Annotated in this window: 18 protein-coding genes; 8 read left to right on the forward strand and 10 right to left on the reverse strand. The window is 61.7% G+C overall.

Going from position 1 to position 25,928, the window contains the following annotated elements; genetic code table 11:
- Nucleotides 1-61: 61 nt before the first annotated feature.
- Together BCAL_RS06705 and BCAL_RS06710 are read right to left on the reverse strand one after the other, a co-directional pair.
- The gene (locus BCAL_RS06705) at nt 62-2,536 is read right to left on the reverse strand and encodes a KUP/HAK/KT family potassium transporter (protein WP_223847683.1); all 2,475 of its coding nucleotides are present in this window, start codon (nt 2,534-2,536) and stop codon (nt 62-64) included.
- A 197-nt stretch (nt 2,537-2,733) separates the two neighbouring features.
- On the reverse strand, nt 2,734-3,693 hold the full coding sequence (locus tag BCAL_RS06710; protein ID WP_043166733.1) for a TatD family hydrolase: 960 nt from the start codon (nt 3,691-3,693) through the stop codon (nt 2,734-2,736).
- 475 nt (nt 3,694-4,168) lie between these two features.
- Here BCAL_RS06710 and budC point away from each other — a divergent pair, with 475 nt between their 5' ends.
- Nucleotides 4,169-4,966, forward strand: coding sequence for a meso-2,3-butanediol dehydrogenase (gene budC / locus BCAL_RS06715; RefSeq protein WP_043166731.1), 798 nt, complete (start codon nt 4,169-4,171; stop codon nt 4,964-4,966).
- A gap of 182 nt (nt 4,967-5,148) precedes the next feature.
- On the opposite strand, the gene BCAL_RS13950 is transcribed toward budC, so the two are convergent.
- On the reverse strand, nt 5,149-5,280 hold the full coding sequence (locus tag BCAL_RS13950) for a hypothetical protein (protein WP_274518251.1): 132 nt from the start codon (nt 5,278-5,280) through the stop codon (nt 5,149-5,151).
- Between the two features lie 355 nt (nt 5,281-5,635).
- On the opposite strand from BCAL_RS13950, the gene BCAL_RS06720 reads away from it, so the two are divergent.
- The 5 genes from BCAL_RS06720 (at nt 5,636) to BCAL_RS06735 (ending at nt 13,253) form a co-directional block, all read left to right on the forward strand.
- A complete protein-coding gene (locus BCAL_RS06720) occupies nt 5,636-7,111 on the forward strand; it encodes a C1 family peptidase (protein ID WP_043166728.1) in 1,476 nt (491 codons plus the stop codon).
- A gap of 568 nt (nt 7,112-7,679) precedes the next feature.
- Complete coding sequence (locus BCAL_RS13735) at nt 7,680-8,018, forward strand: P-loop NTPase family protein (protein ID WP_238549645.1); 339 nt, start codon at nt 7,680-7,682, stop codon at nt 8,016-8,018.
- Nucleotides 8,019-8,059: 41 nt separating this feature from the next.
- A complete protein-coding gene (locus tag BCAL_RS06725; RefSeq protein WP_238549646.1) occupies nt 8,060-8,809 on the forward strand; it encodes a hypothetical protein in 750 nt (249 codons plus the stop codon).
- A 183-nt stretch (nt 8,810-8,992) separates the two neighbouring features.
- The gene (locus BCAL_RS06730) at nt 8,993-11,359 is read left to right on the forward strand and encodes an alpha-galactosidase (RefSeq protein WP_043166726.1); all 2,367 of its coding nucleotides are present in this window, start codon (nt 8,993-8,995) and stop codon (nt 11,357-11,359) included.
- Between the two features lie 445 nt (nt 11,360-11,804).
- Entirely contained in the window at nt 11,805-13,253 is a 1,449-nt protein-coding gene (locus BCAL_RS06735; RefSeq protein WP_238549647.1) for an ATP-binding protein, read from the forward strand.
- Between the two features lie 12 nt (nt 13,254-13,265).
- Here BCAL_RS06735 and BCAL_RS06740 read toward each other — a convergent pair whose 3' ends face one another.
- From BCAL_RS06740 to BCAL_RS06770, 7 genes are all read right to left on the reverse strand, one after another.
- A complete protein-coding gene (locus BCAL_RS06740; RefSeq protein ID WP_052401198.1) occupies nt 13,266-14,831 on the reverse strand; it encodes an MFS transporter in 1,566 nt (521 codons plus the stop codon).
- Nucleotides 14,832-14,923: 92 nt separating this feature from the next.
- Complete coding sequence (locus tag BCAL_RS06745; RefSeq protein ID WP_043167303.1) at nt 14,924-17,398, reverse strand: alpha-L-arabinofuranosidase C-terminal domain-containing protein; 2,475 nt, start codon at nt 17,396-17,398, stop codon at nt 14,924-14,926.
- A 58-nt stretch (nt 17,399-17,456) separates the two neighbouring features.
- On the reverse strand, nt 17,457-18,818 hold the full coding sequence (locus BCAL_RS06750) for an alpha-amylase family protein (protein ID WP_043167304.1): 1,362 nt from the start codon (nt 18,816-18,818) through the stop codon (nt 17,457-17,459).
- A 450-nt stretch (nt 18,819-19,268) separates the two neighbouring features.
- On the reverse strand, nt 19,269-19,700 hold the full coding sequence (locus BCAL_RS06755) for a hypothetical protein (RefSeq protein ID WP_043167305.1): 432 nt from the start codon (nt 19,698-19,700) through the stop codon (nt 19,269-19,271).
- Between the two features lie 5 nt (nt 19,701-19,705).
- Nucleotides 19,706-20,617: a carbohydrate ABC transporter permease gene (locus BCAL_RS06760; protein ID WP_043167310.1), complete on the reverse strand. Its 912-nt coding sequence runs from the start codon at nt 20,615-20,617 to the stop codon at nt 19,706-19,708.
- Between the two features lies 1 nt (nt 20,618).
- Nucleotides 20,619-21,554, reverse strand: a complete 936-nt coding sequence (locus BCAL_RS06765) for a carbohydrate ABC transporter permease (RefSeq protein ID WP_238549648.1) — start codon at nt 21,552-21,554, stop codon at nt 20,619-20,621.
- A gap of 16 nt (nt 21,555-21,570) precedes the next feature.
- Nucleotides 21,571-22,827, reverse strand: a complete 1,257-nt coding sequence (locus tag BCAL_RS06770) for an ABC transporter substrate-binding protein (RefSeq protein WP_043167311.1) — start codon at nt 22,825-22,827, stop codon at nt 21,571-21,573.
- 271 nt (nt 22,828-23,098) lie between these two features.
- Between BCAL_RS06770 and BCAL_RS06775 the strand changes: the two genes are divergently transcribed.
- Both BCAL_RS06775 and BCAL_RS12230 read left to right on the forward strand, forming a co-directional pair.
- Nucleotides 23,099-24,121, forward strand: coding sequence for a LacI family DNA-binding transcriptional regulator (locus BCAL_RS06775; RefSeq protein ID WP_043167312.1), 1,023 nt, complete (start codon nt 23,099-23,101; stop codon nt 24,119-24,121).
- A gap of 132 nt (nt 24,122-24,253) precedes the next feature.
- The gene (locus BCAL_RS12230; protein ID WP_052119289.1) at nt 24,254-25,885 is read left to right on the forward strand and encodes a glycoside hydrolase family 43 protein; all 1,632 of its coding nucleotides are present in this window, start codon (nt 24,254-24,256) and stop codon (nt 25,883-25,885) included.
- The last annotated feature ends 43 nt before the right edge of the window (nt 25,886-25,928 follow it).

Consider the following 25,928-nt stretch of genomic DNA (forward strand, 5'->3'; position numbering starts at 1 on the left):
TTGCGACGCGCGGCAGCGGGTATAAGCGTTGCTTATAGGGTTGGGTGGGTTACTTGACCGGTTACTTGACCGGGGGGATGTTGGCGGTGATGGGCTCGTCGCGGTCGATGCGCTCGGTGCGCTTCAGGCGCGGCGGGCGGCGGGTCGAGACGAACAGCGGCTGCACCTCGACCAGCGGGTTGTACGGCGCCAGACCGAACCACTTGACCGGCGATCCCGCCACATGGCGGATCGCGTACTTGACCGACAGCGACAGCGCGCCGCGCGCGGAGACCTTCGACTCCGGCATCAGCGCCTTGTGGATCAGCACGTAGCGGATCGTGCCGATGTTCGGATCGGCATCCACCTTCGGGTAGATCGACTTCTGCTGCGGCAGCTCCCCCGTCTTCGACAGGTCGTGCATGATCTGGTGCAGGTACGCCGGAATCGACTGCGAGACCTTGAATCCCAGACGGATGCGCACGCGGAACAGGAAGTTCGTGCCGAAGTTCTCGACCTCGTACTCGCGGGTGAACGGCTCGTCGGTGGTCTCGACGCTCACCGCCCACCATGCGCGGGCGCGCTTGGGGTGATCGGCGAAGATCGAGAAGAAGATGTCCGTGTCGAGCCTCTTCATGATGTTATCGGAGGTCAGGTAGACGATGTTGTCCGCGAAGTACGGAATGCGGAAGTCGCCGTGCAGCTTCTCCAGCGTGGGCAGGAAGTCCTGACGCTGCATGTGGCGGCGCTGCGCGCGCTCCAGCTTCGTGCCCTCGTTCCACGTGTACATGACGAACAGGATCGCGATGGTCAGCAGCATCGTGAACCAGCCGCCGTGCAGGAACTTGGCCATCGAGGCGATGAAGAACATGAACTGGATCGCGAGGAACACCAGCAGGAACACGATCGCACCGACGCGATGGCGGTCGTGCCAGATGTATACGGCGAGCAGCACGGTCGTCGTGATCATCGTGATCGTCAGCGCAAGACCGTACGCGGCGGAGATGTGCTCGGAGTCCTTGAACAGGGCGAGCACGAGCAGGGTCGCGACGCACAGCACGCCGTTGACGACCGGAATGTACAGCTGACCGCGCGTACGGGCCGGGTAGCGCACCTGCAGATGCGGCATCCAGTTGAGTCGCGTGGCCTCGGAGACCATCGTGAACGCGCCGGTGATGAGGGCCTGCGAGGCGATCACGCCGGCCGTGACCGACAGGATCACGGCGATGTAGCGCACGTTCGGGGTCATCATCTGGAAGAACGGGTTGAGCGTCTTCATCGTGGTGTATTCGGGATTGCGATTGTTCGCGAGGATCCACGCGCCCTGACCGAAGTAGTTGAAGACGAGGGCGATCTTGATGAACGGCCACGTGAAGTAGATGTTGCCGCGTCCCACATGGCCCATGTCGGAGTAGAGCGCCTCGGCGCCGGTGGTCGACAGGAACACCGTGCCCATCAGGGCGATGCCGGCGGCGTTGTGCGGGCTGAACAGGAACTCGATGCCGTAGACCGGGTTGAGAGCTGCGAACACGGTCCAGTCGTTGGATAGGTTCACGATGCCGACGACGGCGAGGAAGCTGAACCAGATGAGCACCATCGAGCCGAACACCTTGCCGATCGACTCGGTGCCGCGTGACTGCACCATGAACAGCACGACGATGATCACAACGGTGATCATCAATGTCAGACTCGGATTCTCATTGAAGAGCCCCTCGAGTGGCGGCAGGGTCTGCAGACCCTCGACCGCGGAGCTGATCGACACGGCCGGCGTCAGCACCGAATCGGCGAGGAACGCGGCGCCGCCGATCATCGCGGGAATCGCCAGCCATGCGCCGTAGCGGCGGATCAGCGAGTAGAGGGCGAAGATGCCGCCCTCGCCGTTGTTGTCGATGCGCATCGCGATGAGCACGTACTTGACGGTGGTGATCAGCGTGATCGACCAGAACACCAGCGAAAGCATGCCGAGAACGGCCTCGCGGTCGGCGTTGCCGATGCCGCCCTGGCCGGACAGGAACGTCTGCGCGGTGTAGAGGGGCGAGGTGCCGATGTCGCCGTAGACGACGCCGAGCGCGACGATCGCCATGCCCCACGTGACCTTGTCCGGACCGGACTGCAGGCGCGCCCACCAGCGGCCGAATCGACCGCGAGCCGCGGTGTTGGCGAGCTTCTCGGCCTCCTTGTTCTTGGCCTCGGCCTGCTTGACGAGCTCCTGACGCTCCTCCTTGGTGAGGGTGCGTCGGGAGACCTTCGGCGCGTTGGTGAAGGTGTCGGCACGCAGCAGGGCCTCCTTCTCCTGACGGGCCTTGGCCACGGCGGCCTTCTCGGCGGTCTTCACCGCCGGGGTCGCCGTCGGCGGGACGCTTGCCGGCCTGCCGCCGACCCGCGGCCTGCCGCCGGATTCGCCTCTAGACTTGGCGCTGCTGTTGGCGCTATTGGTGCTATTGACGTTGCTGCTGACACTGCTGGAATTGGTAGCGTTGCTGACGCTCTGATCGATGCCCTGAGCGTCGCCGCTGCCTTTTCGGGCGCGTTCGGGCCTCTGATTCGACTCAGCCATACGTTCGGTCCTCCACCGGTCTTCGCGCGGGACCAACTGCAACCCGCGATCTTCCCTAAACTTCCCGTCGGACGATTATTTGGACTGTTCGACGTCTATTTCGAAAGGACATGGTAGCGCCCTAACGAAAACCTCACAAATTCTTAACGCTTACCTTATCCCAACGTATGACCATGATTCAGGGAACCGGACGCCGCTCACACTCCGTAGACGGTGCGGGTGGTGTTGCGGGTGCCGCGGGCGACCTCGGCGAGGGGAAGATCGAGGGTGTCGGCCATCGCACGCAGCGTGTAGGGGATCATGTACGGCGCATTCGTGCGGCCGCGGTACGGCATCGGCGTCAGATACGGCGCATCGGTTTCGACCATCGCGTGATCGAGGCCGACGATGCGCAGCGATTCGCGGATCCCGTCGTTGCCCTTGTAGCTCACCGTGCCGGAGAAACTCAGGTACCAGCCGTGCTCACGCGCGATCTCGGCCATCTCGGCGTCACCGGAATAGGAGTGGAACACCGTGCGTTCCGGCGCACCGTCGGCCAGCAGCGTTTCGATGACCTCCTTGTGCGAATCGCGGTCGTGGATCTGCATCGGCAGGCCGAGCTCCTTGGCGAGCGCGATGTGCGCGCGGAACGCCTCCCGTTGCAGGGCGATCGCGTTGCCGCCGGTGCGGAACAGGTCCATGCCGGTCTCGCCGATCGCGACGACCTGATCCGGGTAGGCGCGGGCGAGTCGGGCGACTTCGGCCATCGCGTCGTCGAAGCTGACGTCGTGGTACGGCTTGTAAGTGACGGGCAGTCCGTCGGGGCCGGGTTCGGCGCGATGTCCGTGGCGCACGGCCTCGTTGGGGTGGATGGCGATCGCCGCGTGCACCTGCCCGGGGTGGTCGACGGCCATGTCGATCGCCTTCTGCATGTTCGGGTATTCGCAGCCGCAGTCGATGATCCCGGTCACGCCGACCGCCGCCGCCTGCGCGAGCAGCTCGTCGACGCCGTAGACCGGCACCTCCGGCTGGCCCTTGGCGACGGCCTCGTGACTCATCGCCCGCGCGAACGGCACGACCGAGGCAACGTGCGTGTGATTGTCGATGACCTGCGCGTCCGTCGGCAGTGATTCGGGCGCGGGCGCCCAGCTGCGATCGCGATGATGATGCTTGCTCATAGGTATCCAGTGTAGGCGAGGCCAGGCTGGGCCCGGCGTACGTTCCCTGTGGCATCCGGGCATCCTATCCCCGTTTCCGCACTCCGCCGGACATACGGCGTACGTTCCTCGTGGCCATCGGCATCCGACCCCCTATCTCCGTACGCTACCACGCAGGCAGCGTACGTTCCCCGTGGTCATCAGCGCCCTATCACCCGTATTCGTACGGTGCCGCGCCGCAAGCATACGAATACGGGTGACGACCGGCATCAACCCACGTCCGACGTACGCTGGCAAACCCTCAGCGTACGGCCCGCGTGGTCAGGCCGGATCAAGCATAGGTCGCTTTTCATCATATTCCATCCTGTTCACTCATTCCCAGTCAATTACATGCAGATCACATCAGCCATCCGCATGCCATGCGACTGCGATCACTACAGTAAAGAATGGGCGGCCGTCAACCGACCATCGCACAACCTAATCGAAGGGGATCTTCATGACCAGCAATACATATCATTTCGAGGGCAAAGTCGTCATCGTCACGGGCGGCGGCACCGGCATCGGGCGGGCCGTCACCCGCGCCTTCCTCGACAACGGCGCCACGGTCGTCGCGGTCGGACGTCGGCAGGCGCCGCTCGACGAGACGGTCGCCGGCTACGAACGCGGCCACACGCACATCACCGACGTCTCCAGCCACGAGCAGGTGGCGGAACTCGTGAACTCCGTCGTCGAGGAGTTCGGACACCTCGACGTCGTCGTCTCCAACGCGGGCGTCTTCGAGGGCGGCGAGGTCGAACACGTGTCCGACGAGGTGTGGCACAAACTGTTCTCCGTCAACCTCGATGGCCTGTTCTACCTGACCAAGGAGGCGTTGCCGCACCTGATCAAGTCGTACGGCAACATCGTCGTCGACACGTCGGTCTCCGGATTGCGCGGCGACTGGGGGCAGACCGCGTACAACTCCACCAAGCACGCGATGAACGGATTCGTGCGCTGCGTCGCCCTCGACTACGGCGCCAAGGGCGTGCGCGTCAACGCGTTCGCGCCCGGCTTCATCGAAACCGACATCAACAAGGAGGTGTGGACCGATCCCGAACGTGTCAAGCCGTACCTCGACCGCGTGGCTCTGGGCCGTACAGGCCGGGCCGAGGACTGCGCCGGCATCGCCCTGTTCCTCGCCTCCGACGACGCCGCATACCTGACCGGACTGGTCGTGCCGGTCGACGGCGGCACCACCGCGGCCACCGGTCAGGGCCGCAATTCCTACGAAAACGACACCCGCTCCGTGCTGTGAGGCACCTCGAGGCGGATTCCCTGCCACTCAAGCCTGATTTAGCGAAAAATCGCGTTGAGTGGCAAGATTCCGTGCCGCTCAACGCGATTATCGACCAATATCGCGTTGAGCGGCAGTCGGCCACACGAGCGACCCTGAGCCGCACTGTGCGAATCATTGGAAAATGGCCATTCTTGATACCCTCACGCCACGGAATAACCGCCGAGCAGCAGAAGAAACTGCCGCTCAACGCAAAAATCGCCCGTTTCTTCATTGAATGGCACGCGATGCTGCCACTCGACGCGATAATCACCCAAAAACACGTTGAGTGGCACTGGAGACCGACGACCGGGGGAATGGCCGGGGCACGCGGGGGACCCGGAGACCGAGACCGAGGATCGACTGGATACAACCGGAGACCGATATCTGGAACCGACCGGAAATCTCAGGCGGTTCGGGCGCATATGAAAAACCTCCCGCCCGGGGCCGGGATCTCACCTCGTGGAGAGAACCCGGCCCTTAAGACGGGAGGACACAACCATCACGGATCGCGTGCGGAGAATTTTGCCTTAGCAGACGATGGTCGTATACTGCCGCTGGACTTTGCGCTCGATCGCGGACACGACCGAACGGTCAGCCGACATCATTCATCGGGCCATATATCAGGCCATTCATCAGGCGGGAGCATCAATGACGAACACGGATCTCAACGAGGGCAAGGCGATCAAGCCTCAGCTGCTGCGCGACTATTCCAGGGACTTCAACGGCGAGCGCGCGAACCTCGTCGCGGCGAACGCGGCCGTGTCGGCCGGCGTGCTCAAGGCGGCGACCGACTACCGCGGCGTGCGCGAGCTGCCGCGCGACTTCTCGATCGAGCTCAAGCAGGGGTCGATCACCGATCAGGAGCGTTCGGGCCGATGCTGGATGTTCGCCTCGCTCAACACGCTGCGCTATGAGCTCATGCACCGTTGGAATCTCGAGGATTTCGAGTTCTCCGAGTCCTACCTGTTCTTCTGGGACACGATGGAGAAGTCGAACACGTACCTCGAGAACGTGCTGTCGACGCTTGATCGTCCGAGCGACGACCGTCTGTTCGAGATCATCAACGACGGTCCGTCCGATGACGGCGGATGGTGGCAGATGTTCGCGGCGCTGGTGAACAAGTACGGTCTGGTGCCGAAGAGCGCGTACCCGGAGTCGGCGAATTCGCGCAATTCCGACGACTTCAAGCAGTACCTCAACTCGAAGCTGCGCGAGTTCGCGATCGAGCTGCGTCGTCGCCATGCGGCCGATGGCACGGGCGCGGAGGAACTGCGGGCGATCAAGGACGAGTACATGTCAGTCGTCTACCGCATCTGCTCGATCGCGCTCGGTGAGCCGCCGGAACGGTTCGATTTCCTCGCGCGCGTGAAGGACGACGACGAGGACGGGGATAAGGACGGCAAGAAGGGCGATTCGGCTGAGAAGTCGGAGAAGAAGTCGGAGAAGAAGTCGGAGAAGAAGGACAAGGACAAGTCCGGCAAGGACGATCGCCCGCAGATCCGAGAGACCGGCATCACCCCGCTGGAGTTCTACCGGAAGTACGTGCCGGTCGACGTCAATGATTTCGCGACCCTCGCCAACGCGCCGATGGCGCGCACGCCGTTCAACACGCGATACCGCATCCGCTACACGGCGAACGTGGCCGAGGCCGGCGACATGGAGTTCGTCAACGTGCCGCTCGACGTGTTCAAGAAGGCCGCGATCGACCAGCTTTCGGCCGGACACCCGATCTGGTTCGCCTGCGACTGCACGCAGTTCTCGCTGCGCAAGGAGGGCTTCTTCGACCAGTCGGTCGTGCGCGTCGACCAGCTGTTCGGCACCGAGTTCACGCTCGACAAGGCCGACGCCCTCGAGTACGCCGACAGCCCGAGCAACCACGCGATGACCTTCACCGGCGTGAACCTCGACTCCGACGGCAGGCCGGATCGCTGGAAGGTGGAGAACAGCTGGGGCAAGGACGCCGGCGTCGACGGCTACTACGTGATGTCCGACAAGTGGTTCGACCGCTTCGTCACCGAGCTCATCATCCGCAAGGAATACCTTGATGACGCCACCCGGGCTCTGCTCACCGCCGAACCGGTCGAACTCGACCCCTGGCAGCCCCTCACCCGCCCCTGCCGCTGAGTCTCCCGGGGCTCCGGGTACGGGCCCCCATGTCTCCGGGACCCCAGAACCCCATTCCCCGTACGCTGACGGCTCACGGCGAAACACCCGGGCTCAGCCCAAACCCAGAACCCCATTCCCCGTACGCTGAGACTTCGTCAGCGTACGCTCTCCGGGGTCATCGGCATCCAATCACCCGTATTCGTACGTTGCGAGCGTGGCAGCGTACGAATACGGGTGACAAGCAGGATCAAGCCTCGCGGAGCGTACGCTGACGAATCCTCAGCGTACGCTCCGCGAGGTTACCCTCCTTCAAGCCACGGTATCCGTACGCCGTTACCGGAATCGGAACACCGCACAGAACCACGCAGACCGATGCCGAGCAGGGAACGCCAGCCGCACCCATGCAGCGCTTATCCACCTGTTCTATTTGTTCTATTTGTTCTATTTGCCGCACACTTGATATGCCAAAATCACCTGCAAACGCTGCCATAGCAGACACTCCAGCACACGAAAAGACTTTGTTCTATAGATTTTCTATTTGTTATACTGAGTACGGTACATTGTCGTGAGGTCGAAGGAGCTCAACATGCCGTTCCCTCCCAATCCGTTCAAACCGACCGCAGGCGTCATGCCTCCCGTGCTCATCGGGCGCGAATCCGTGAGCATGGATTTCCGTGAAGGACTGGAGGACGGCCCCGGAGCGCCCGACCGGCTCATGCTCATCACCGGACCGCGGGGCAGCGGCAAAACGGTAATGCTCACCGAACTCGGACTGATCGCGAAAACCCATCATTGGGAAGTCATCGACGAAACCGCTTCGAACGGCCTGTGCGATCGACTCATCTCCCGCATCGCCCCTGAATCGGGACGGATCGCGGGATTAACCATCAAACCGTCCGCGATGGGCGCCAGCTCGGCGAACTGAGCATTGCTCCAGCCCTGCGGCCGTCGACGCTCCGTGACGCGATGACTGCCAGACTGAAAACCCTTGGCAAAGGCAAGGGCCTGCTCATCACCATCGACGAGACGCAGGACGCCTCGATGGAGGACATGACCGCCATCGCCACCGCCGCCCAGCACATGTTGCGCGACAACGCCGAAGTGGCGTTCGTGTTCGCAGGACTGCCCTCACTGGTTCCCGACCTGCTGAACGCCAAAGTGCTCACGTTCCTGCGTCGCTCATCGATCAAGCAGCTCGGCGACGTCCCGCTCGATGACGTTCGTCACGCACTGTCCACTTCGATCCGCGGTGCGGACGTTGCGATCAGCGACGACGCCCTGACTCTGGCGACGGAATCGACCGGCGGATATCCGTACATGATCCAGCTGGTCGGCTACCACATCTGGCGACAGGCCAGACGACGCGAAAACACCACCCCGTCCGTGAGCGGCAACGCCATACTCTTCGACGACGTACGTTCGGGTGTCGAGCAGGCGCGTGCGAAGCTGGGCGAGGGCGTATGCGCCCCGGTCGTCAACCAGCTCTCCGAACGCGCGGTCGACTACCTGCGCGCGATGGCCCAGGATGATGGGCCGTCATCGACATCAGTGGTGGCATCGCGCATGGGAGAGAGCATGGACTACGCCAACATCTACCGGCAACGGCTACTCGATGATCACGTCATCACCGCGCCGGCACGGGGCCGCGTCGACTTCGCCATCCCGTTCCTGCGGGAGTACCTGCGGGCCACGGAACCAACGGTCAGTCGTTCCTGATCGCGATCTTCGGCGCCTGATGCTCCACCTGCTTGAGTGTGGCATCGGGGAAACCAGCCTGAATGTAGCCGATGATCATCTCGAGCGCCTGCTCAATGCGGAGGCGTGATGCAAAACCGGCTGCGGGGTGATACGCTATGGTTAACGATAACCATGCCGTGTTCGCAACGAAGGGAAGACCCTATGACGTCCCTGATCACAGTCAATGAGGACCTGAACCAGTTCCACCTGACCAATGGGCGGGTGAGCATGATCCTCAAAGTCGTCGAGGGCAAACTCATCAACCTGTACACCGGTGCGGCGGTGCCCGATCGCGCCGACTTCGGCTACCTCGTCGACGACGGATTCCGCGTGCAGGCGACCACCGCCGACGAGCACGGCGAGCTGCATATCGAGCAGTCGCGCCAGGAGTTCCCTGAATACGGGCGCGGCGATTTCCGTGGTCCCGCGATCACCGTGCTGCAAGGCAACGGCTCGCGCATCACCGACTTCCGGTACGCGGGGTACCGGGTCGCGCCCGGAAAGCCGGAGCTCGAGGGGCTGCCCGCCACATACGCGGCTTCGACTCCGGATGATACCGGTGCCGAAACCCTGAGCATCAACCTCGTCGACGACTTGACCGGCCTGACCGCAACCCTGAACTACACGATCTTCCGCAACGAGCCGGTCATCGCCCGCAGTGTGAGGATCGCGAACCACGGCGGCAAGCCGGTCACGATCGAACGCCTCGCAAGCCTGAACCTCGACCTGCCGGACAGCGACTACGAGATGATCGAGTTCACCGGCGCATGGGCGCGCGAACGCGAGCCGCATCGCCAGCCATTGCACCCGGGCGTGCAAAGCGTCGCCTCGATGTGGGGCGCGAGCAGCCCCTACTTCAGCCCCAACGCTCTCTTCGCCCGCCCCGACACCAACGAGGACCGGGGCGAGGCGTTCTCCCTGTCGTTCGTCTACTCGGGCAACTTCGACCTGCACGCCGAGGTCGACGCGTACGGCGCCACGCGACTCCAGCTCGGCATCAACCCGGCCGGATTCGCGTGGCGGCTCGCGCCCGGCGAATCGTTCCAGAGCCCCGAGGCGCTGCTCGGCTACACCGATCACGGATTGAACGCCCTGAGCCAGACCCTCCACCGCATCGTCCTCGATCATCTGGAGCGCCCGCGCTGGACGAGACGCGAACGGCCGATCCTCATCAACAACTGGGAGGCCACGTACTTCGACTTCACCGAGGAGAAGCTGCTCGAACTCGCGCGGCTCGCGCACAGGGCCGGCATCGAACTGTTCGTGCTCGACGACGGCTGGTTCGGACGCGGGAATCACGCGCGAGTCAACGATCGCGCGGGACTCGGCGACTGGATCGCCAACCCGGAGCGACTGCCCGAAGGCGTCGCCGGAATCGCGCGCAAAATCAACGAGATCGGCATGCGGTTCGGCCTGTGGTTCGAACCGGAGATGGTCAACCGCGCCACCGACCTGTACGAGACGCACCCCGACTGGGTGATCGCGACCCCAGGCCGCGCAAGCGCCGTATACCGCCAGCAGTACGTGCTCAACTTCGCGAATCCCGCGGTCGTCGACCACATCTACGAGCGCATGCACGCGATCCTCGACGGCGCGAACGTGGCGTACATCAAGTGGGATATGAACCGATTCATCACCGAGGCGTACGACGCCACGCGCGGCGCCGAGCATCAGGGCGAGGTGTTCCACCGCTACATCCTCGGCGTGTACGCACTCTACCGGCGACTGCTCGCCGCGTTCCCCGACCTCATCATCGAAGGCTGCGCGTCCGGCGGATCGCGCTTCGATATGGGCATCCTCGCCTACTCGCCGCAGATCTGGACCAGCGACGACACCGATGCGGTCGAACGCCTGTCGATCCAGTACGGCACCAGCTACTTCTTCCCCGTCTCGTCGATGGGCGCGCACGTGTCGATCACACCGAATCATCAGACCGGGCGATCCGAGTCGCTCGCGATGCGCGGGTCGGTCGCGATGTTCGGCACGTTCGGCTACGAGATGGATCTGACACGGGTGGGCGATGACGAGCTCGACGAGATCGCACGGCAGGTCGCGTTCTTCAAGGAGCACGCGCCGCTGCTGCACAACGGCGATCTGTACCGTCTGCGTGCGCCGTACGATCACCGGCAGGCCGCGTGGATGGTCGTCTCGGCCGACCGCGCGCACGCGATCGTCGGCGACTACGTGATCCTCGGCGTGCCGAACCGGCACAAGTCGCGCCTCCATCTGCGCGGCCTCGATCCGGATGCGATGTACCGCGTGACGACGGTCCCGGGGCCGGGCCTTGGCCCCGACGACGCATTGCGAGGGCGACTCGGATACTCGGCTGAGGACATCGGAACCGGCGCCGGGACCACCAAGACCGAGACCGCGACCAGTGCCGATGCCGAATCCGGGACCGAGACCAAGACCGCCCCCATCACCCCCGGCGTGGTCCGTTCCGGCGCCGAACTCATGCATATCGGCATCAACGACACCAACATCGGCCCGGACTTCGCCTCCCGCCTCTATCTCATCGACCGACTCTGACCGACAGGGATTCCTTAGCCACCACGCCGGACATGGGGCCGGTGTACGTTCCCGGTGGTTGCCCACCGTCCACCCCCGTTTTGCGTATGCCGTTTCACATACGGCGTACGTTCCAGGGGGCTATTGTCGACCGACCCCCATTCCGCGTACGCCGAGCCCGGCTCAGCGTACGTCCCCGGGGGCTTTCCTCGCCCTGTCACCCGTATTCGTACGCCAGGCCGGAGTCAGCATACGAATACGGGTGACAGAACCGGCATCACCCCGATGGGCGTACGCTCAGCCCGACTCACCGTACGCCCATCGGGGCATCCCCGTCCCAAGCCACAGAGAACGTACGGCACCCCGAACCAACGAATCTATTATAGAAAACCCTATAATAGAATGTTCTATTATAGGGTTTTCTATAATAGTGTTATCATTATCTTCAGGCACAGACGGTACGCCAGTGACGAAAGAAACAACCATGTTTGTAGGACGGCAGCAAGAGCTCACCGCGCTGAATCGCATGTACGACAGCGACAGATTCGAGATGATGGTGATTTACGGGCGTCGACGCGTAGGGAAGACCGCATTGATCGACCGCTTCCTCGCAAGACGCAAGGCCCTGTACTTCACTGCACGACAGCAGAATTCCCAACTGGTTCTTCGTTCCTTCTCCGCAGCTATGTCCGAATACTTCGGATACCCGGATGTATTGAACTTCGGGACATGGAGCAATGCCATCGACTACCTCGTCAAACAGGCCCAACAGAATACCGGAGAGAAGCTCGTCATCGTCTTTGACGAATTCCCCTACGCCGCTGAGGCCGAACCGAGTCTGCCATCAACCCTGCAGATCGCCATCGATCACGGATTCAAAGACACCAACACCATGCTCATTCTTTCCGGCAGCAATCAGGGATTCATGGAAAACCGTGTGCTCGGATACAAAAGCCCTCTATACGGCAGACGAACCGGACAACTACGTATGCAGCCGTTTGATTATCTGGATGCCTCCGAATTCATCGCCAGCTGCTCACCGCAGGATAAGGTGCTGTATTACGCAACATTCGGCGGAACCCCATACTATCTCGCACAGCTCAGGCCGGATCTGACCTACGAGGAAAACGTAGCGTCCCTCTGCTTCAACAAGACAGGACTGCTGTATGAAGAGCCGATGATGCTGCTACGAGAGGAGCTCAAAAGCCCCGCCATCTATGATTCCATACTTCAGGCCATCAGCAACGGATGCAACACATCGAAGGTCATTGCGGAGCGCATAGGCATCGAACAGACATCCCTACCCTTCTATATGAAAACGCTTGAAGGTCTACGGCTTATCGAAAAGGCCGTGCCCTTCGGGGAGAAACCCACCTCACGGAAATCCCATGTCCACATCGTAGATCCATTTTTCGCATACTGGTATCGCTTCGTGGCTCCCAACGTCACCCTCATCGAAACGGGAAACGGAGAGAGGCTTGCCCAACGAATCGCGCAAAGTGGACCATTCGCCACATATGTGGGACAACAATTCGAAAGCATGTGTCAGCAATGGGTACTGCGTTCCTTCGGTGCCGGAACACTACCGCTGATGCCTACACAGATAGGTAAATGGTGGGGCAACAATCCGATGAAACGAGAGGAAACGGATATCGATCTCGTAGCGGCCGATCCAGCCGAAAAGCACATACTGCTCGGTGAATGCAAATGGCGCAACAGAGTCGATGAAACCGAGATGATCGAGGCATTGCGGGAACGAATCGGTCTCATTGGCGGATATCGGAAAACAACCCTAGCATTTTTCACCAAGAATCCAATGCACGAAGCCACCTTGGCGAAATACCGGAACGACCCGGATATGCTATTCGTTCCGGTAAAGGACATGTTCGAGGAGGTCTTGAAAAGGAAGGTCTGAAAGGAACGGAGGTCACCGTCCGCCGTTGAGCCAGACCTGGTCGTAGGGCATGCCGGTGAGCTTCTCGATCGTGCGACGGGTCTCCTTGTCGACCGCCGACTTGCGGCCGCCGGACTGCAACCGGTTGATCTCCGAGAGCACCATGCCATCGGTCCGCTTGTCGATCCTCAAATGCGCCGAGATCAGCCAGCACAGGATCATCGAGACCCCGAACCAGCCCAACAGCACCGCGCCCACGCCGATCCGCGCCGTCGGCGACTGCACCGACCGGGTCGCATCGAACCCGACCGCACCCAGCACCACACCCACCAGAATCGTCGCCAACCCCGAGAACAGCTGACGGAACGACGCCTGAATCGCCGAGAACGTCGCCGACCGGTAGCGACGCGTCACCACCTGATCCACGTCGGCCATGTACGGGAACACCGCCCACGGCAGATAACCGCACAGGGACTTGAACGCGAAGAACCACAACGAAGCCGCCACCGCCACCACCGTCCACACCGGCCCCGGCACACGCCCCGCCAGCACCCACACCAGCAGCAGACCCGCCACACCCGACAGGCATCCGGCGAAATTGATCGCGTACATGCGACGAGGCCCCAGCTTCGTCATGCCGATGCCGAACAGCGGCATCAACGGCAGGGACACCGCCGCGCAGCCGAGCAGCAGCGAGGCGAACGCGGCGGTGCTGCCCCAGTCGAAGACGACGAAGAACACGAACGTCTGCCCGAACACGTCCATCGACACCTGCACCATCAGATAGATCGCCAGATGCTTGCGAAACTCCTTCACGTCGAGCGTCGTCGCGTACTCGCGCAACACCTTGACCGCACGCCGCATCCACCGCGCCAGACCAATATGCCCGTCACGAACCTCGCCACGCGCATAGGCGCCGAAACCGGCCTGCTCCGGCGTCAGCTCCCAGGTGAACCGCCATGCGGCGAACACCGCCAACGCAAACAATACGGTCGTCGCGATCGTGAAGATCATATACCCGATCGGCCGGTCCTCGCCCGTCACGGACAGGACCGCACTACCCGCCAACGGGATCAGCGTCGCCGCGCCGGTCGACACGAACAGGCGCACCGTCGACAGCTTCGTACGACCGGTGAAATCAGTCGTCATCTCCCCCGGCAGCGGATTGTATGCGGTGGCGAACACCTGCGCCAGCACCACCCAGATCACGTACATGCCGGCGTAGGCCGCGATCGGCAGTCCCGGAATCCACAGGAACACGCCGGTGAGCAGCAGCGGCGAGATGAGCATCAGCAACAGACGGCGGCGTCCGAACCGCCGGCCCACGTCATAGCGGTACAGGTTGTCGTCCAGCACGCCAAACAACAGGGCCGCCACCGCGCTCACCAGCGCGCTCATGCCGATCACCGACTGCGAGGTGGCGATGTCCATCCCGCAGAATCGCGTCCAGAACAACGACAGGTACGTCGTGATCAACGTCAGCTGGCCGCCGCCGAACACATCACCGATGCCGTAGCCGAGCGCCTGCGGGAAGGTGATGTGACGGCCCTTAGACGAATCGATCGCGCTTTTCAGCGCGTCGCTTTCGCTGTCGGTCATGAGAGGGTTGAGACCTTTCTGTTCGGAATTGGTGGTGACTGGCGCGGCGTGGCCCCCTCGTCAGAGGGGGCCGAGATCGATCAATGAAACTGTCAGTGGCGAATGGCGAGGACGGTGAACGACCAGGCGGGGGCCGTGTATGCAGCCTTGCCAGCGCTACCGGCCAACACGACGTCGTTCGTCACGACCGGCGCGGTGGGCGATTCGGCGCCCTTGTTCCCGGCGTACGGGTCGTCGCCGGTCAGGACGGTGGCGGTAGCGGTGACGGCCGCACCATCGCTCGTCGCACCAAGTCCCAGCGATTCGAGCACCTGCGTCAGGTCGACGTCGACCGCATCGGGCAACGCGTTGACCACGCGGATGTAGTCGACGCCCGCCGCGGAATCGCGCGACACGGACACCGTGCGACGCGGCTCCTCGGGGATCTCACGGCCTTCGATCACGAGCTGGTCGTCGATGTACAACGCCAGCGACTCGCCGCGGTCCGCGACCTCGATGCGCGCGTGCCACACGGTGCCGGGCTGCACCGCGTCCATCGACGACTCGGTGTTGGCGAGGTTGTATCCGGAGCCGTCGCGCACCAGACGCAGCGCGAAACCGCGTCCGAACGACGCGCCGCTATGGTTCTTGCCGTCGATGTCACCAAAATCGAATCCAACACCCCACATGCCCTCGTAGTAGGTGACGGTGGCGTGGATCGTGTACGCGTCGGCTGCGAGATCGTCCGGCGTGGGCAGTGTGACTCCACTCCCCCGATACTCGACGTCCGGCAGGTCGACGCGACGGCCGTCAGCCGTTTCGATCGACAGGTCGGTGATGTCAGCCTTCGCGCCGCCTCCGACGCGCAGTCCGATGCGGTTCGGCAGGTCGCGGCGCAGCGTGGTAGGCCCCGAAAGCGCGACCAGCCATGCGGTGTCGGCGGTGGTGTTGGCGAACATCTTCTGCACCCAGTAGCTGTACGGGCGGTAGACGTGCTCGTTGTCGAAGTAGATCAAGTCCGGGTTCCACGAATCGTGGCCGTTCTTGCAGAACAGCGGCGCGTAGGACGCCATGTGCACGACGTCGCCGTTGAGCTCCATCGCACGGCCCATGAACGCGGCTTCGGACAGGCCGTTGATGAGTCCGGTGCCCCACGAGCCGTACTCACCCAGATACACCTTCGGTCCTTCGCGATCGGTCAGATCGTAGTGGTCGAGGTTGTGGAACCACCAGCTCGACGACTGGTAGGAGTGTTCGTCGACGATCGGGATGCGGGCCTTGCGTGCATAGTCCCAGCCCTGCTCGTAGTCGCGGCCGGCCGGCGCCGGTCCGATCGTGCCGACGACGGTGATCTCCGGGTGTGCGGCCTTGACAACGTCGAAGATGCGCTCGAAGCGGTCCTTGAACACGTCGTCGATGAGATCCTCGTTGCCGATGCCGAGGTATTCGAGGCCGAACGGCTCGGGGTGGCCCATCGCCGCGCGCTTGGCGGCCCACTGGTTGGTGGCCGGGTCGGCGTTGCAGAAGTCGATCAGGGCGAGCACCTCGTCGATGTACGCGGGCATGTCCTCGAGCGCGATCGGCACCGGACCTTGGCTGGTGTTCTGGCAGCTCACGCCGGCGGCGAGCACCGGCAGCGGCTTGGCGCCGATCGTCTCGCACAGGCGCAGGTACTCGTAGTAGCCCAGTCGGAAGGACTGGTGGTAGCCCCACACGTTGAAGTCGTGCGGGCGATGCTCGACCGGTCCGATCGTGCGATCCCAGTGATACATGTTGTCGATGCCGAGCCCGTGCGCGACGCATCCGCCAGGGAAGCGCATGAACCGAGGCTTCAGGTCGGCGAGCGCCTTGACGAGGTCGGGGCGGAAGTGCTCGAGGCCCTTGTACGTGGTGCGCGGTTCGAGCGAGACGAAGTCGAGGTCGATGACGCCGGTCTCGGGGAAGACGAGTCGCAGCACGCCCTGACGCGCGACGACCGGCTTGCCGGCGTAGACGTCGCCGGCGGCGGGATCGCCCGACGCATCGGACACCGCCTCACCCGACGTACCCGGCACGCTCAGTTCCGCGTGCAGCTGCGTCCACTCGCCATTGGCGGCGGATGCGGGCGCGTGGACAGTTGCGGAGGCGAGCGTCTCGCCGTCGTCACCGATCAGGGTGATGGCGATCGGCAGCGCCGTGCCGTGCGCGCGCGTCCAGATGGAGAAGTCGTACGTCTCGCCCGCGCGGAACGTCATGCCGTCGAAGCCGACGTTCTCGAGTGCGGGAGCGGCGATCAGCGGGTCGCCCGGCTCCCCGACCTTGCCGATTTCAGCGACCGCGTAATGCGGGTTCTCGTCGGCCACGGGCGCGACATCGCGGATTGCGAACGCGGCGAACGTGCCTGCCGGCACGATCTTGCGCCAGAAGCTGTAGTTGCTCCAGCCTTCGCGATCGGCGCGATTGTATTCGAACGCGCCGTTCTGCACGAGCTCCGAGTTGAGGCCGCCGTCGGCCGAATAGCTGATGTCCTCGAAGAACACACCCCACAGATCGGTGCTGATGGCGCGCTCGCCCGTCTTGTCGAGCGTCGCGATGAGGGAATCGGTCATATTGTTTTGTTCCTTTCGTGGGCTCCCGGGATTCCACGACGAAATCCCGGGAACTGAATCATCTGTCAAGAGCCACCCAGAGCACGCCGTGGGCCGGGATCGTGCCGGTGATGACGCGGTCGGCGCCCTCGCCCTCGATGCGCACGTCGGACTTGGCACCCGGCGCGTCGGCGTAGAGGTCGGTCAGGGTCCAGTCGTCGTCGCGCGCGTCGAGGCCGACGATCGACTGCAGCTGGATGTTGGATCGCAGATCATAGTCGTCGTCGCCGGTCCAGAAGAGCGCGGCGTAGTGGCCGCCCGCGTGCGCGGAGGGCGTGCCGTCGGCCCAGTCGGCGGCGTCGGCGGCCCAGACGATGAACTCGCCGCGGTACTTGGCGTTGTCGCCCCATCCATCGAACTGGCGTTCGCGCACGAGCTCGCGGTTGTTGGCCGATCCGGCGGTCACCTCGCGCAGGGCGGGGTTGGCGAGCAGGGCGATCGCGTCGTCGTTGCTGGTGGGCAGATCGCCGCCGACCATGAGCGGCGAGCGGCCCATGCACCACAGGGCGAGGAGGGTTTTCTGCTCGTCGAGCGTGAGGCGCGACTGGCGGTCGTCGCCTCGCTCGGCGCGCAGTCCGATGTGGCCGAACGGAATCATGTCGGCGTCGGCCCAGTGGCCGGTGGTCTGGAACGGGGCCCATCGGGCGAGACGCGCGAACTGCTGGTAGATGTCCTCCCAGCGGTCCCACAGGTCGTCGGAGATGCGCCACATCTGGGCGTTCTCGCGCAGGAAGTCGACGTACGTGGTCGACACCCAGCCGCCGGGCGACAGGGACAGGTCGATCGCGCGACCGTATTTGGCTTCGGCCTTGGCGATCGCGCGATGGTAGGCGGCGATCTCGTCGACGTGGAACGGGGTCTGCATGTCGTCGACCTTGAGGAAGTCGAGCCCCCAGGAGGCGAACAGGTCGAGCTGCGCGTCGTACCACGCCTGTGCGCCGGGGTGATTCTGGTTGAGACCGTAGTTGTCCGGGTTCCACTTGCATACGTGCTTGAGGTCGGCCACGTCCTTCGCGGTGTATTCGGTGCCGTACACGGGCAGGTTCCCGTCGACGGCGAGGCGCGGGATGCCGCGCATCATGTGCACGCCGAGCTTCAGGCCCAGCTTGTGGACCTCGTCGGCGAGCGGCTTGAAGCCCTTGCCGCCGGCCGCGGACGGGAAGCGCACCGGGTCGGGCAACTGGCGGCCGTATTCGTCGAGAATGAGCGGCGCATTGGCGTTGTAGCCGTGGGCGCGCGCGGTCGGGTCGTACCAGTCGATGTCGATGACCAGCGTGTCCCAGCCCGCGTCCTTGAGATGCTCGGCCATGAAGCGCGCGTTGGCGAGGAGTTCGCTCTCGGTGACGGTGGTGCCGTAGGAATCCCAGCTGTTCCAGCCCATCGGCGGGCGCCATGCTTGGGGAAGCGTCTGATTCGTCATTGCATCCTGCTTTCACTACTGTGGTTAACGTTAATTATTGTAGCGCTACTATCAGTATTGGCAAGACACAGCAAGTCGCATTGAACCGACATGCCGAGCAGCCAACTCGTCTTTCTTTCCCCCAATCAAACTAAGCGATTACCTATTCATGGACAGCGTCTCCTTCATATTGCGTGCTTGGTTATCGTTAACTTTAAAGCAAGGCGACTACGAGGATGAGACCTTCACCGACCCTTTGAGACCACCTCCCCAACGCACTCATAACGTTATGACATATACCGCTATGAACATGCATCACAATTTGCACACGTTTTCACATAAAACGGCCCTAACCACCGCGAACGGCAAAAGCAACTAGATGAACGTGTGCGTTGATTCCCTGAGAAGAATCAACGCACACGCACCAGAGCTTCATTGTTGGCCAACTGCTGTCCGCTGAGCTCGAATCGCCTTGTTCCGCGCCACATACAGAGCTAGGGTAACTGAATACAGCGCCAACGATACCCAGTCCGCCGTGAGCAATGAGAACATCAGAGCGACGGACAACCATACCGTCAATCCACGCGAGATCGTGCCGGGTCGCATCGTCAAGGCAGCGAGCAGAAAACTCACGACCCCAATAACCAGCAGGGCAGAAGCGTACAGATTCACAATCGATGCCACCTGCCCCACAAGCGAAGCAGACGACATTCGACCAGCACGCTCCAGTACGTCATAGCCCGCATTACGAAACCACGGCGAGTACATGAACAGCGTCATCGATGCGAGCAATACGTTCCATGCCGCTGCAACGAAGAGCAATCCTCGTTCGACTCCCCTGCCCATCGGTCTGGCGTTATACATGACGATCAGCCCTTCAATCCAGAGGTGATGTTCAGCGATTGCAGGAAGTACTTCTGAGCGAAGAGGAACAACAGCAACGTCGGAATGATCGCCAAGCAGGTCGAGGCCATCAACGTGCCCATGTTGCTGTATCCCTGCATCTGCGAGCTGAGCAGTTGCAGACCAGCCGTCACCGGCATCTTGTTGATGTCATTGAAGACGATAGTCGGCCACAGGAAGTCATTCCATGCTCCGGTAAAGCTGAACAGGAAGATGACGATCAGAATCGGACGGATCGCAGGCAAAATGATAGACCGGAAGATCCTGAAGTCGGACGCACCATCGATCTTCGCCGCCTCATCGAGTTCCTTCGGAATCCCCTTCATGAAGTTACGCACCAGGAAGATATTCGCCACATTGCCCAATCCCGGTATGATGCACGCCCAATAGCTGTTGACCCAACCGAGAGTGGCAACAATACGATACTGAGGAATGATGTTGACGACAGTAGGGAACATCGAGATGAGCAACAGCACGAAGAACAGCGTGTCTCGTCCCTTGAACTCTAGACGAGAGTACCCAAAGCCGGCGAGCGCCACCACGCATACCGACAGAAACGCGCTGATGATGGAGATGATCAGAGAGTTCTTCAGCCAACTGAACACCGGGTAGCTGGCCGAAGACTCCAACAGACGCATGTAATTATCCCCCACCCATTTGGCTGGGAAGAAGTTGAATGCGCCAGTCATGAACTCCTGCACCGACTTGAACGACGTGGAGATCGTATAGATGACCGGCACAATCCAGACGATGCATAGCACAACGAGAATCGCATAAACGGCGATAAGCGAAGGCGTCACCACTCTGGCCTTGTTTTCGGACACACCTGCCGTCGGAGAAGCGACCTGCGGACGGGCCGATGAGGTAGTTGCGGACATATCAGTCCTCCTTGTTCATGAAGACGATTTGGATGATCGACAGGATCATCAGAATGATGCCCAACAGCAGGGCCATGGCCGACGCCATACCTGCCGCTGAAGGACCGGCGGGGAATGCGAGGTTTTTGATGTCCATGAGCAGGACCTGGGTGCTTTGCGCCGGTCCGCCATTGGTCATCATGAGCGGCTGACCCCAGACGTTGAACGCGCCGACGGTGGTCATGATCGTCGTGTAGAAGAGAGGCAAACGGATCTCCGGCAACGTGATCGAGAAGAAGATACGCACTGGCCCCGCGCCGTCGACCTGTGCAGCCTCATACAGGTTCTGATCGACGCCGGAAAGCGCCGAACGGTAGATGACGAGGTTTCCGCCGATGCCGGCCCAGAGGCTGAGCACGAAGATTGTGATCCACGCCCACGGCTGCTCGCCAAGCCAGTTGACCTGCAGGTGGAACGTGGTGTTGATCATGCCATACTGCGAGTTGAACACCATCTTCCATACAAGTGCACCGGCGGCCACGGAGATGAGACCAGGGATATATAGGATGGCCTGGAACAGTCCAGCCCCCTTGAGTCCCTTCTTGTTGAGCAGCACCGCCAGCAGCAACGGCACGACAATGCATAGAGGCACGTTGATCACGACGAACAGGAGCGTGTTCCACAGATCCTTAAAGAAAACCTTGTTGAAGTAGGTTCCCGGGGTCATGATCAGTCGGAAGTTGTCCAGCCCTGCCCATTTCGGCGAACCGATCAGATTCCAACGAGTGAACGAGATATACAGCCCGAACACAATCGGAATGATGCCGAACACCGCGAAGATAATCAGGTGAGGGGCTATGTACGGGAACGCATGCATGAACGGATGCAGCCGTTCGTCAAGCGTCTTACGCTTGCCGGCGACATGGTCTGCAGTTACAGATTCGTTGATGATACCCATGATCACTACCTCCCACTCACTCGGACTGTTCCTGAATCTGGATCTGGCCTTGCGTCTGATCCTGCAATAGCTGCAATCCGTCGTCCACGGTCACATTGCCATAGACGATGTCGTTGAATGTGCCCCATGCGGAGGTGGCGTATCCGCCATACATGTAATTGGACGATCGCAACATGGCACGCTCCTTGTCCCCAGTGGTGAAGTACGACTGCGGCAGCTTCTGATATTCAGGACTGTCAAGATCCACATTGGATGCGGATACCTGACCGATCTTGGCCATAGTCATGAAGTGCGTACGCACATATTCGATGAAATCGGCAGACGCCTTTTCTCGGGCTTCGGAACGGCTGGGGTCCTTAAGCTGGATCCAGTTCGCCTGCCAGAAGAAGTTGGTCGGATTGTCGGCCGAGTACTGCAACGTGTTCGTCACACCGATCTTGTCTTTATCCATGGCCTCCTCAAGTGTGCCGACATCGAAGGTTCCGAGCAGACCGAATACGGCCTTGCCGGAGGCGAACGTCTGCAGCACATCCATGTCGATGGGGTTAAGCAAACCGTTCTTGTTCGCCTCGACGAGCTGCTCAAGGGGTTTGCGCCACACATCACCCTTCATATCGTGTACGGCCTTGTCAAGTGTGCCACCCTGATTGTAGACGAGGGACATTGCGACCCACGGCAGGTTGCCCAGAGAAAGCGCATACACATCCTTGGGCAATTTGCCCTTGAGCCCGTTGATTTCATCGATGGTCACGACGTCGTCATCAAGAATGTAGTCCAAGTTGTACTTCTTGACGAGATCCTTGTTGTAGTACAACACCATCTGATAAAGGTACAGAGGGATGCCATATGCCTCGCCACCGAACTCGACGGCGTCCCATGACGTGGGCAGATAGTTGTCCTTGCTGAGACTCGGCTGATACTTCTGCAGATCCTTGATTGGGCTGAGAAGCTTCTGATCTTGCAACACACCAGTCTGGAAGTTATCCTGAATGACTAGGTCGGGAATGTTCTTACCAGTCTGTTCCACACTGTACAGCTTGGTTGTCACGTCACCTCCCTGCATAGGCTGGAAAACGACCTTGTATTCCGGATTGGTGGCGTTATAGTCCTTGACTATCTGCTGCATTGCCACGCCATCGTTGCCGGTCATGGAGTTCCAGAAATGCAGCGTCTTGTCATCGGCCGTCCCACATGCGGACATACTCAGCACCAGCGCTCCGGCCGCTGCAGCCGCAGCCAATTTCCAAATCTTTCGCATGTTCACGAGCGCCATGGCCTCATTCCCCCTTCGCATCCGGCGGCAGCATCACACGCCCCCATTGGCCTATACGACATCATTACGTCCTTTCCCTTGGCGAGCCTCATCGCTGAGGCCCAACACGCCCAAGAAATATAAACGTTTATATTTACCGTTATACATTATATAAACGTTTAAACTGATGTCAACACGGCATTTTGCGGCCTGTCGCGCTCATTCACGATCGAAACGCCAAGGGGCACATCATGTCATGACGAAACCCACAACACGTGAAAGGACATAGGCCATGGCCACCATTGAAGATATCGCCAAAGCCACACACCTGTCCATCGCCACCGTCTCATATGCCTTGCGGGGAGACCCCCGAGTCCGGCCCAAAACCGCCAGCCGGGTGCGCGAGGCCGCTGATGCACTTGGCTACACCGTCAATCTCTCGGCCCGCAACCTGCGAGCCGGAAGAACCGGAATCATAGGGTTCGCGGCATACGAGCTCAGGCTCCAGCAACCATCACAACTCGCCTCGGAAATCTCCGACGCAACGGCGCAACACGGCCTACGCACGATAATCCAGCAAATCGCCTCCGGCGATCGAAACGACATGAACACCTTTCAAAGGACCACCAGCCAGCTATGCGACGGCATTATCATCAATCCATCCGGCATCTCGCAGGAAGATCTTCACAGACTATCCAAATCCAAGCCGTTGGTCATGCTTGACTCCTACGCAAGCCCCCTGCAGTACGACACCGTGCGAACCCCTCAACAGCAATGCGCCTCCAAGGCGGCACATCATGTTGCCTCCATCGGGTGCTCGCGCGTTATCATTCTCGGCGCGCCATACACGCTACGTAAAGAGGCACAACAACACGACGACATCGGTCTACATCGCGTCGCCGAATACATTGCAGCCCTCCACGACGAGGGGATTGAAGTCGATCCGCGCAACGTCATCAATATCCCCTGGTACTCGGGCGCCGCCGCCAAAGCCATTCATGCACTCATCAAGGAAGGACGTTCATTCGACTGCGCAATATGCCTTAACGATGAGCTAGCATTCGGCGCAATAAGAGCCCTTGCCGACTACGGCATACGCGTCCCCGATGACGTAGCGGTCATAGGCTATGACGGCGTGACACAGGCCGCACGAAACACCCCCTCACTCACAACCATTGCAATCGATTGGAGAGAGTTCGCCCGCAAGGCAGTTGACCTGCTTGTAAGCCGCATCAATCACACCAACGAACACGATGGGCCCGTGGCACTGGAGGCTGGCTATCAACTCATCATTGGCGAATCAACACGCCGTTGAGACGATCGAGCCTGAAATTACGCATGTGCCTATCACCTATGAAACTTCCGCATTCCACTGTTCATAACGTTATGATATCATAACGTTATGAACAGCGTCAGAGCAGGCGCTCGTCTCGTATGGAAAGGACCTATGAGCACTGTGAGCACACTCATCGAGAACCCGATCCTGCGCGGATTCCACCCGGACCCATCATGGGTTTGGCATCACGGCCGCGCATGGTTGGCGACATCCTCGTTCGGGCTCGTTCCCGGACTGCCCGTCTACACCTCCACTGATCTGGCGCATTGGGACTACGCCGGCCCGGCGATCGACGAGGCCATGGGCGGCAAACTGTTCCTCAAGTACATCCACGACGACACCCGCGGTGTATTCGCGCCCAGCATCCGCGTCATCGGGGACGCGCTCGTCATCGTGAGCACCGTGGTCAGCATCGAGGTTGATCGCGCGATCGCCGACGGATGCGATCCGGACGAACTACGCGCCATGTCGGCGGCAAACGGCAACTTCGCGCTCGTTTCGCACGATGACGGCCGCACGTGGGAGGGGCCGCACTGGGTTACCGGCGCGATCGGCAACGATCCCGACCTGTTCGTCGACGACGACGGCACGGCGTGGTGGCTGGCCGCCCACCAGTCATACAACCCCAAATGGCCGTATCAATCGGACATCTACCTACGCCGGCTCGACCTCGACACCTGGACCCTCAGCGGTCCGGAACTCGTGCCGTGGCACGGCGCGCTCGAGGGCGCGGTCTGGGCCGAATCGCCGCACCTGTTCCGCCATGACGGCAGGTACTACCTGATCGCCGCCGAGGCCGGCACCTCACGTCTGCACGCGGAGTCGGTTGCCCGGTCGACCTCGCTCACCGAGTATTTCGAGGGCAATCCCGCCAATCCGATCCTCACGCACCGCAATCTGGGATCACACTACCCGGTACAGAACATCGGGCATTGCGACATACTCAAGGACGACGATGGCCGATGGTGGGGCGTCTGCCTCGGCTCGCGCATCGTCAAGGGATACAGTTTCATGGGCCGCGAGCCGTTCGTCTTCCCGATCGAGTGGGAGGACGGATGGCCGGTGTTCGCCCCCGGCACCGGACTGGTGCCGCGCTTCGTCGACGCGCGGCATACGGGCGCCGATGCGGAGGCGAGCGCAGAGCGGACCGACGCCAACGGGACCGACCAAGCAATCTCACGCGTTCCCGCCGACCGACTGCTACGCTCGCCGCGACAGCCCGGCTGGCTGTGGACCAAGGTCGATCACACCGATTTCACCATCTTCGCAGACGTGATCGCCGGGGCCGACTCCGACGCCGCGATCGCGCCGACTCGCGAGGTCCGCATCCAACAGACCGAGAGCGATTACGCCGCGTTGACGATCGATCCGGCCACGCGTGAGGTCCGAGCAATCGCCTCCGCCCACGGCGTTGCGGAGACGCTATGGACCGGCCCGTACGACGAGACGGCCGCGTATTCGATCCGACTCAACGGCACGATCACGGAGTTCCGCGTCGAGCCGGCGAGCGCAATGGATGACGCCAGTGCGACCGCCACCGGAACCGACTGCGAACCCACGCTGCTCGTACGCGCCGGCGAAGTGCCCGGAGCGTCGATCGCCGCCGGCGGATACCCCGTTCCGGACACTAGCTCCCCCGTCACCCCAACGGAGAGCACTCTGCTGGCCAGCCGATCCGCGGGATTCCTCAGCACCGAGGAGGCCGGCGGCTACCTCGGCTGTCTGGCCGGAGTACTGCGGTAGCAAACCACATGTGCCCGGTCGATCAGCAGCAGCCAACCGACCG

It is taken from the genome of Bifidobacterium callitrichos DSM 23973 (assembly GCF_000741175.1).
Classification (GTDB): domain Bacteria; phylum Actinomycetota; class Actinomycetes; order Actinomycetales; family Bifidobacteriaceae; genus Bifidobacterium; species Bifidobacterium callitrichos.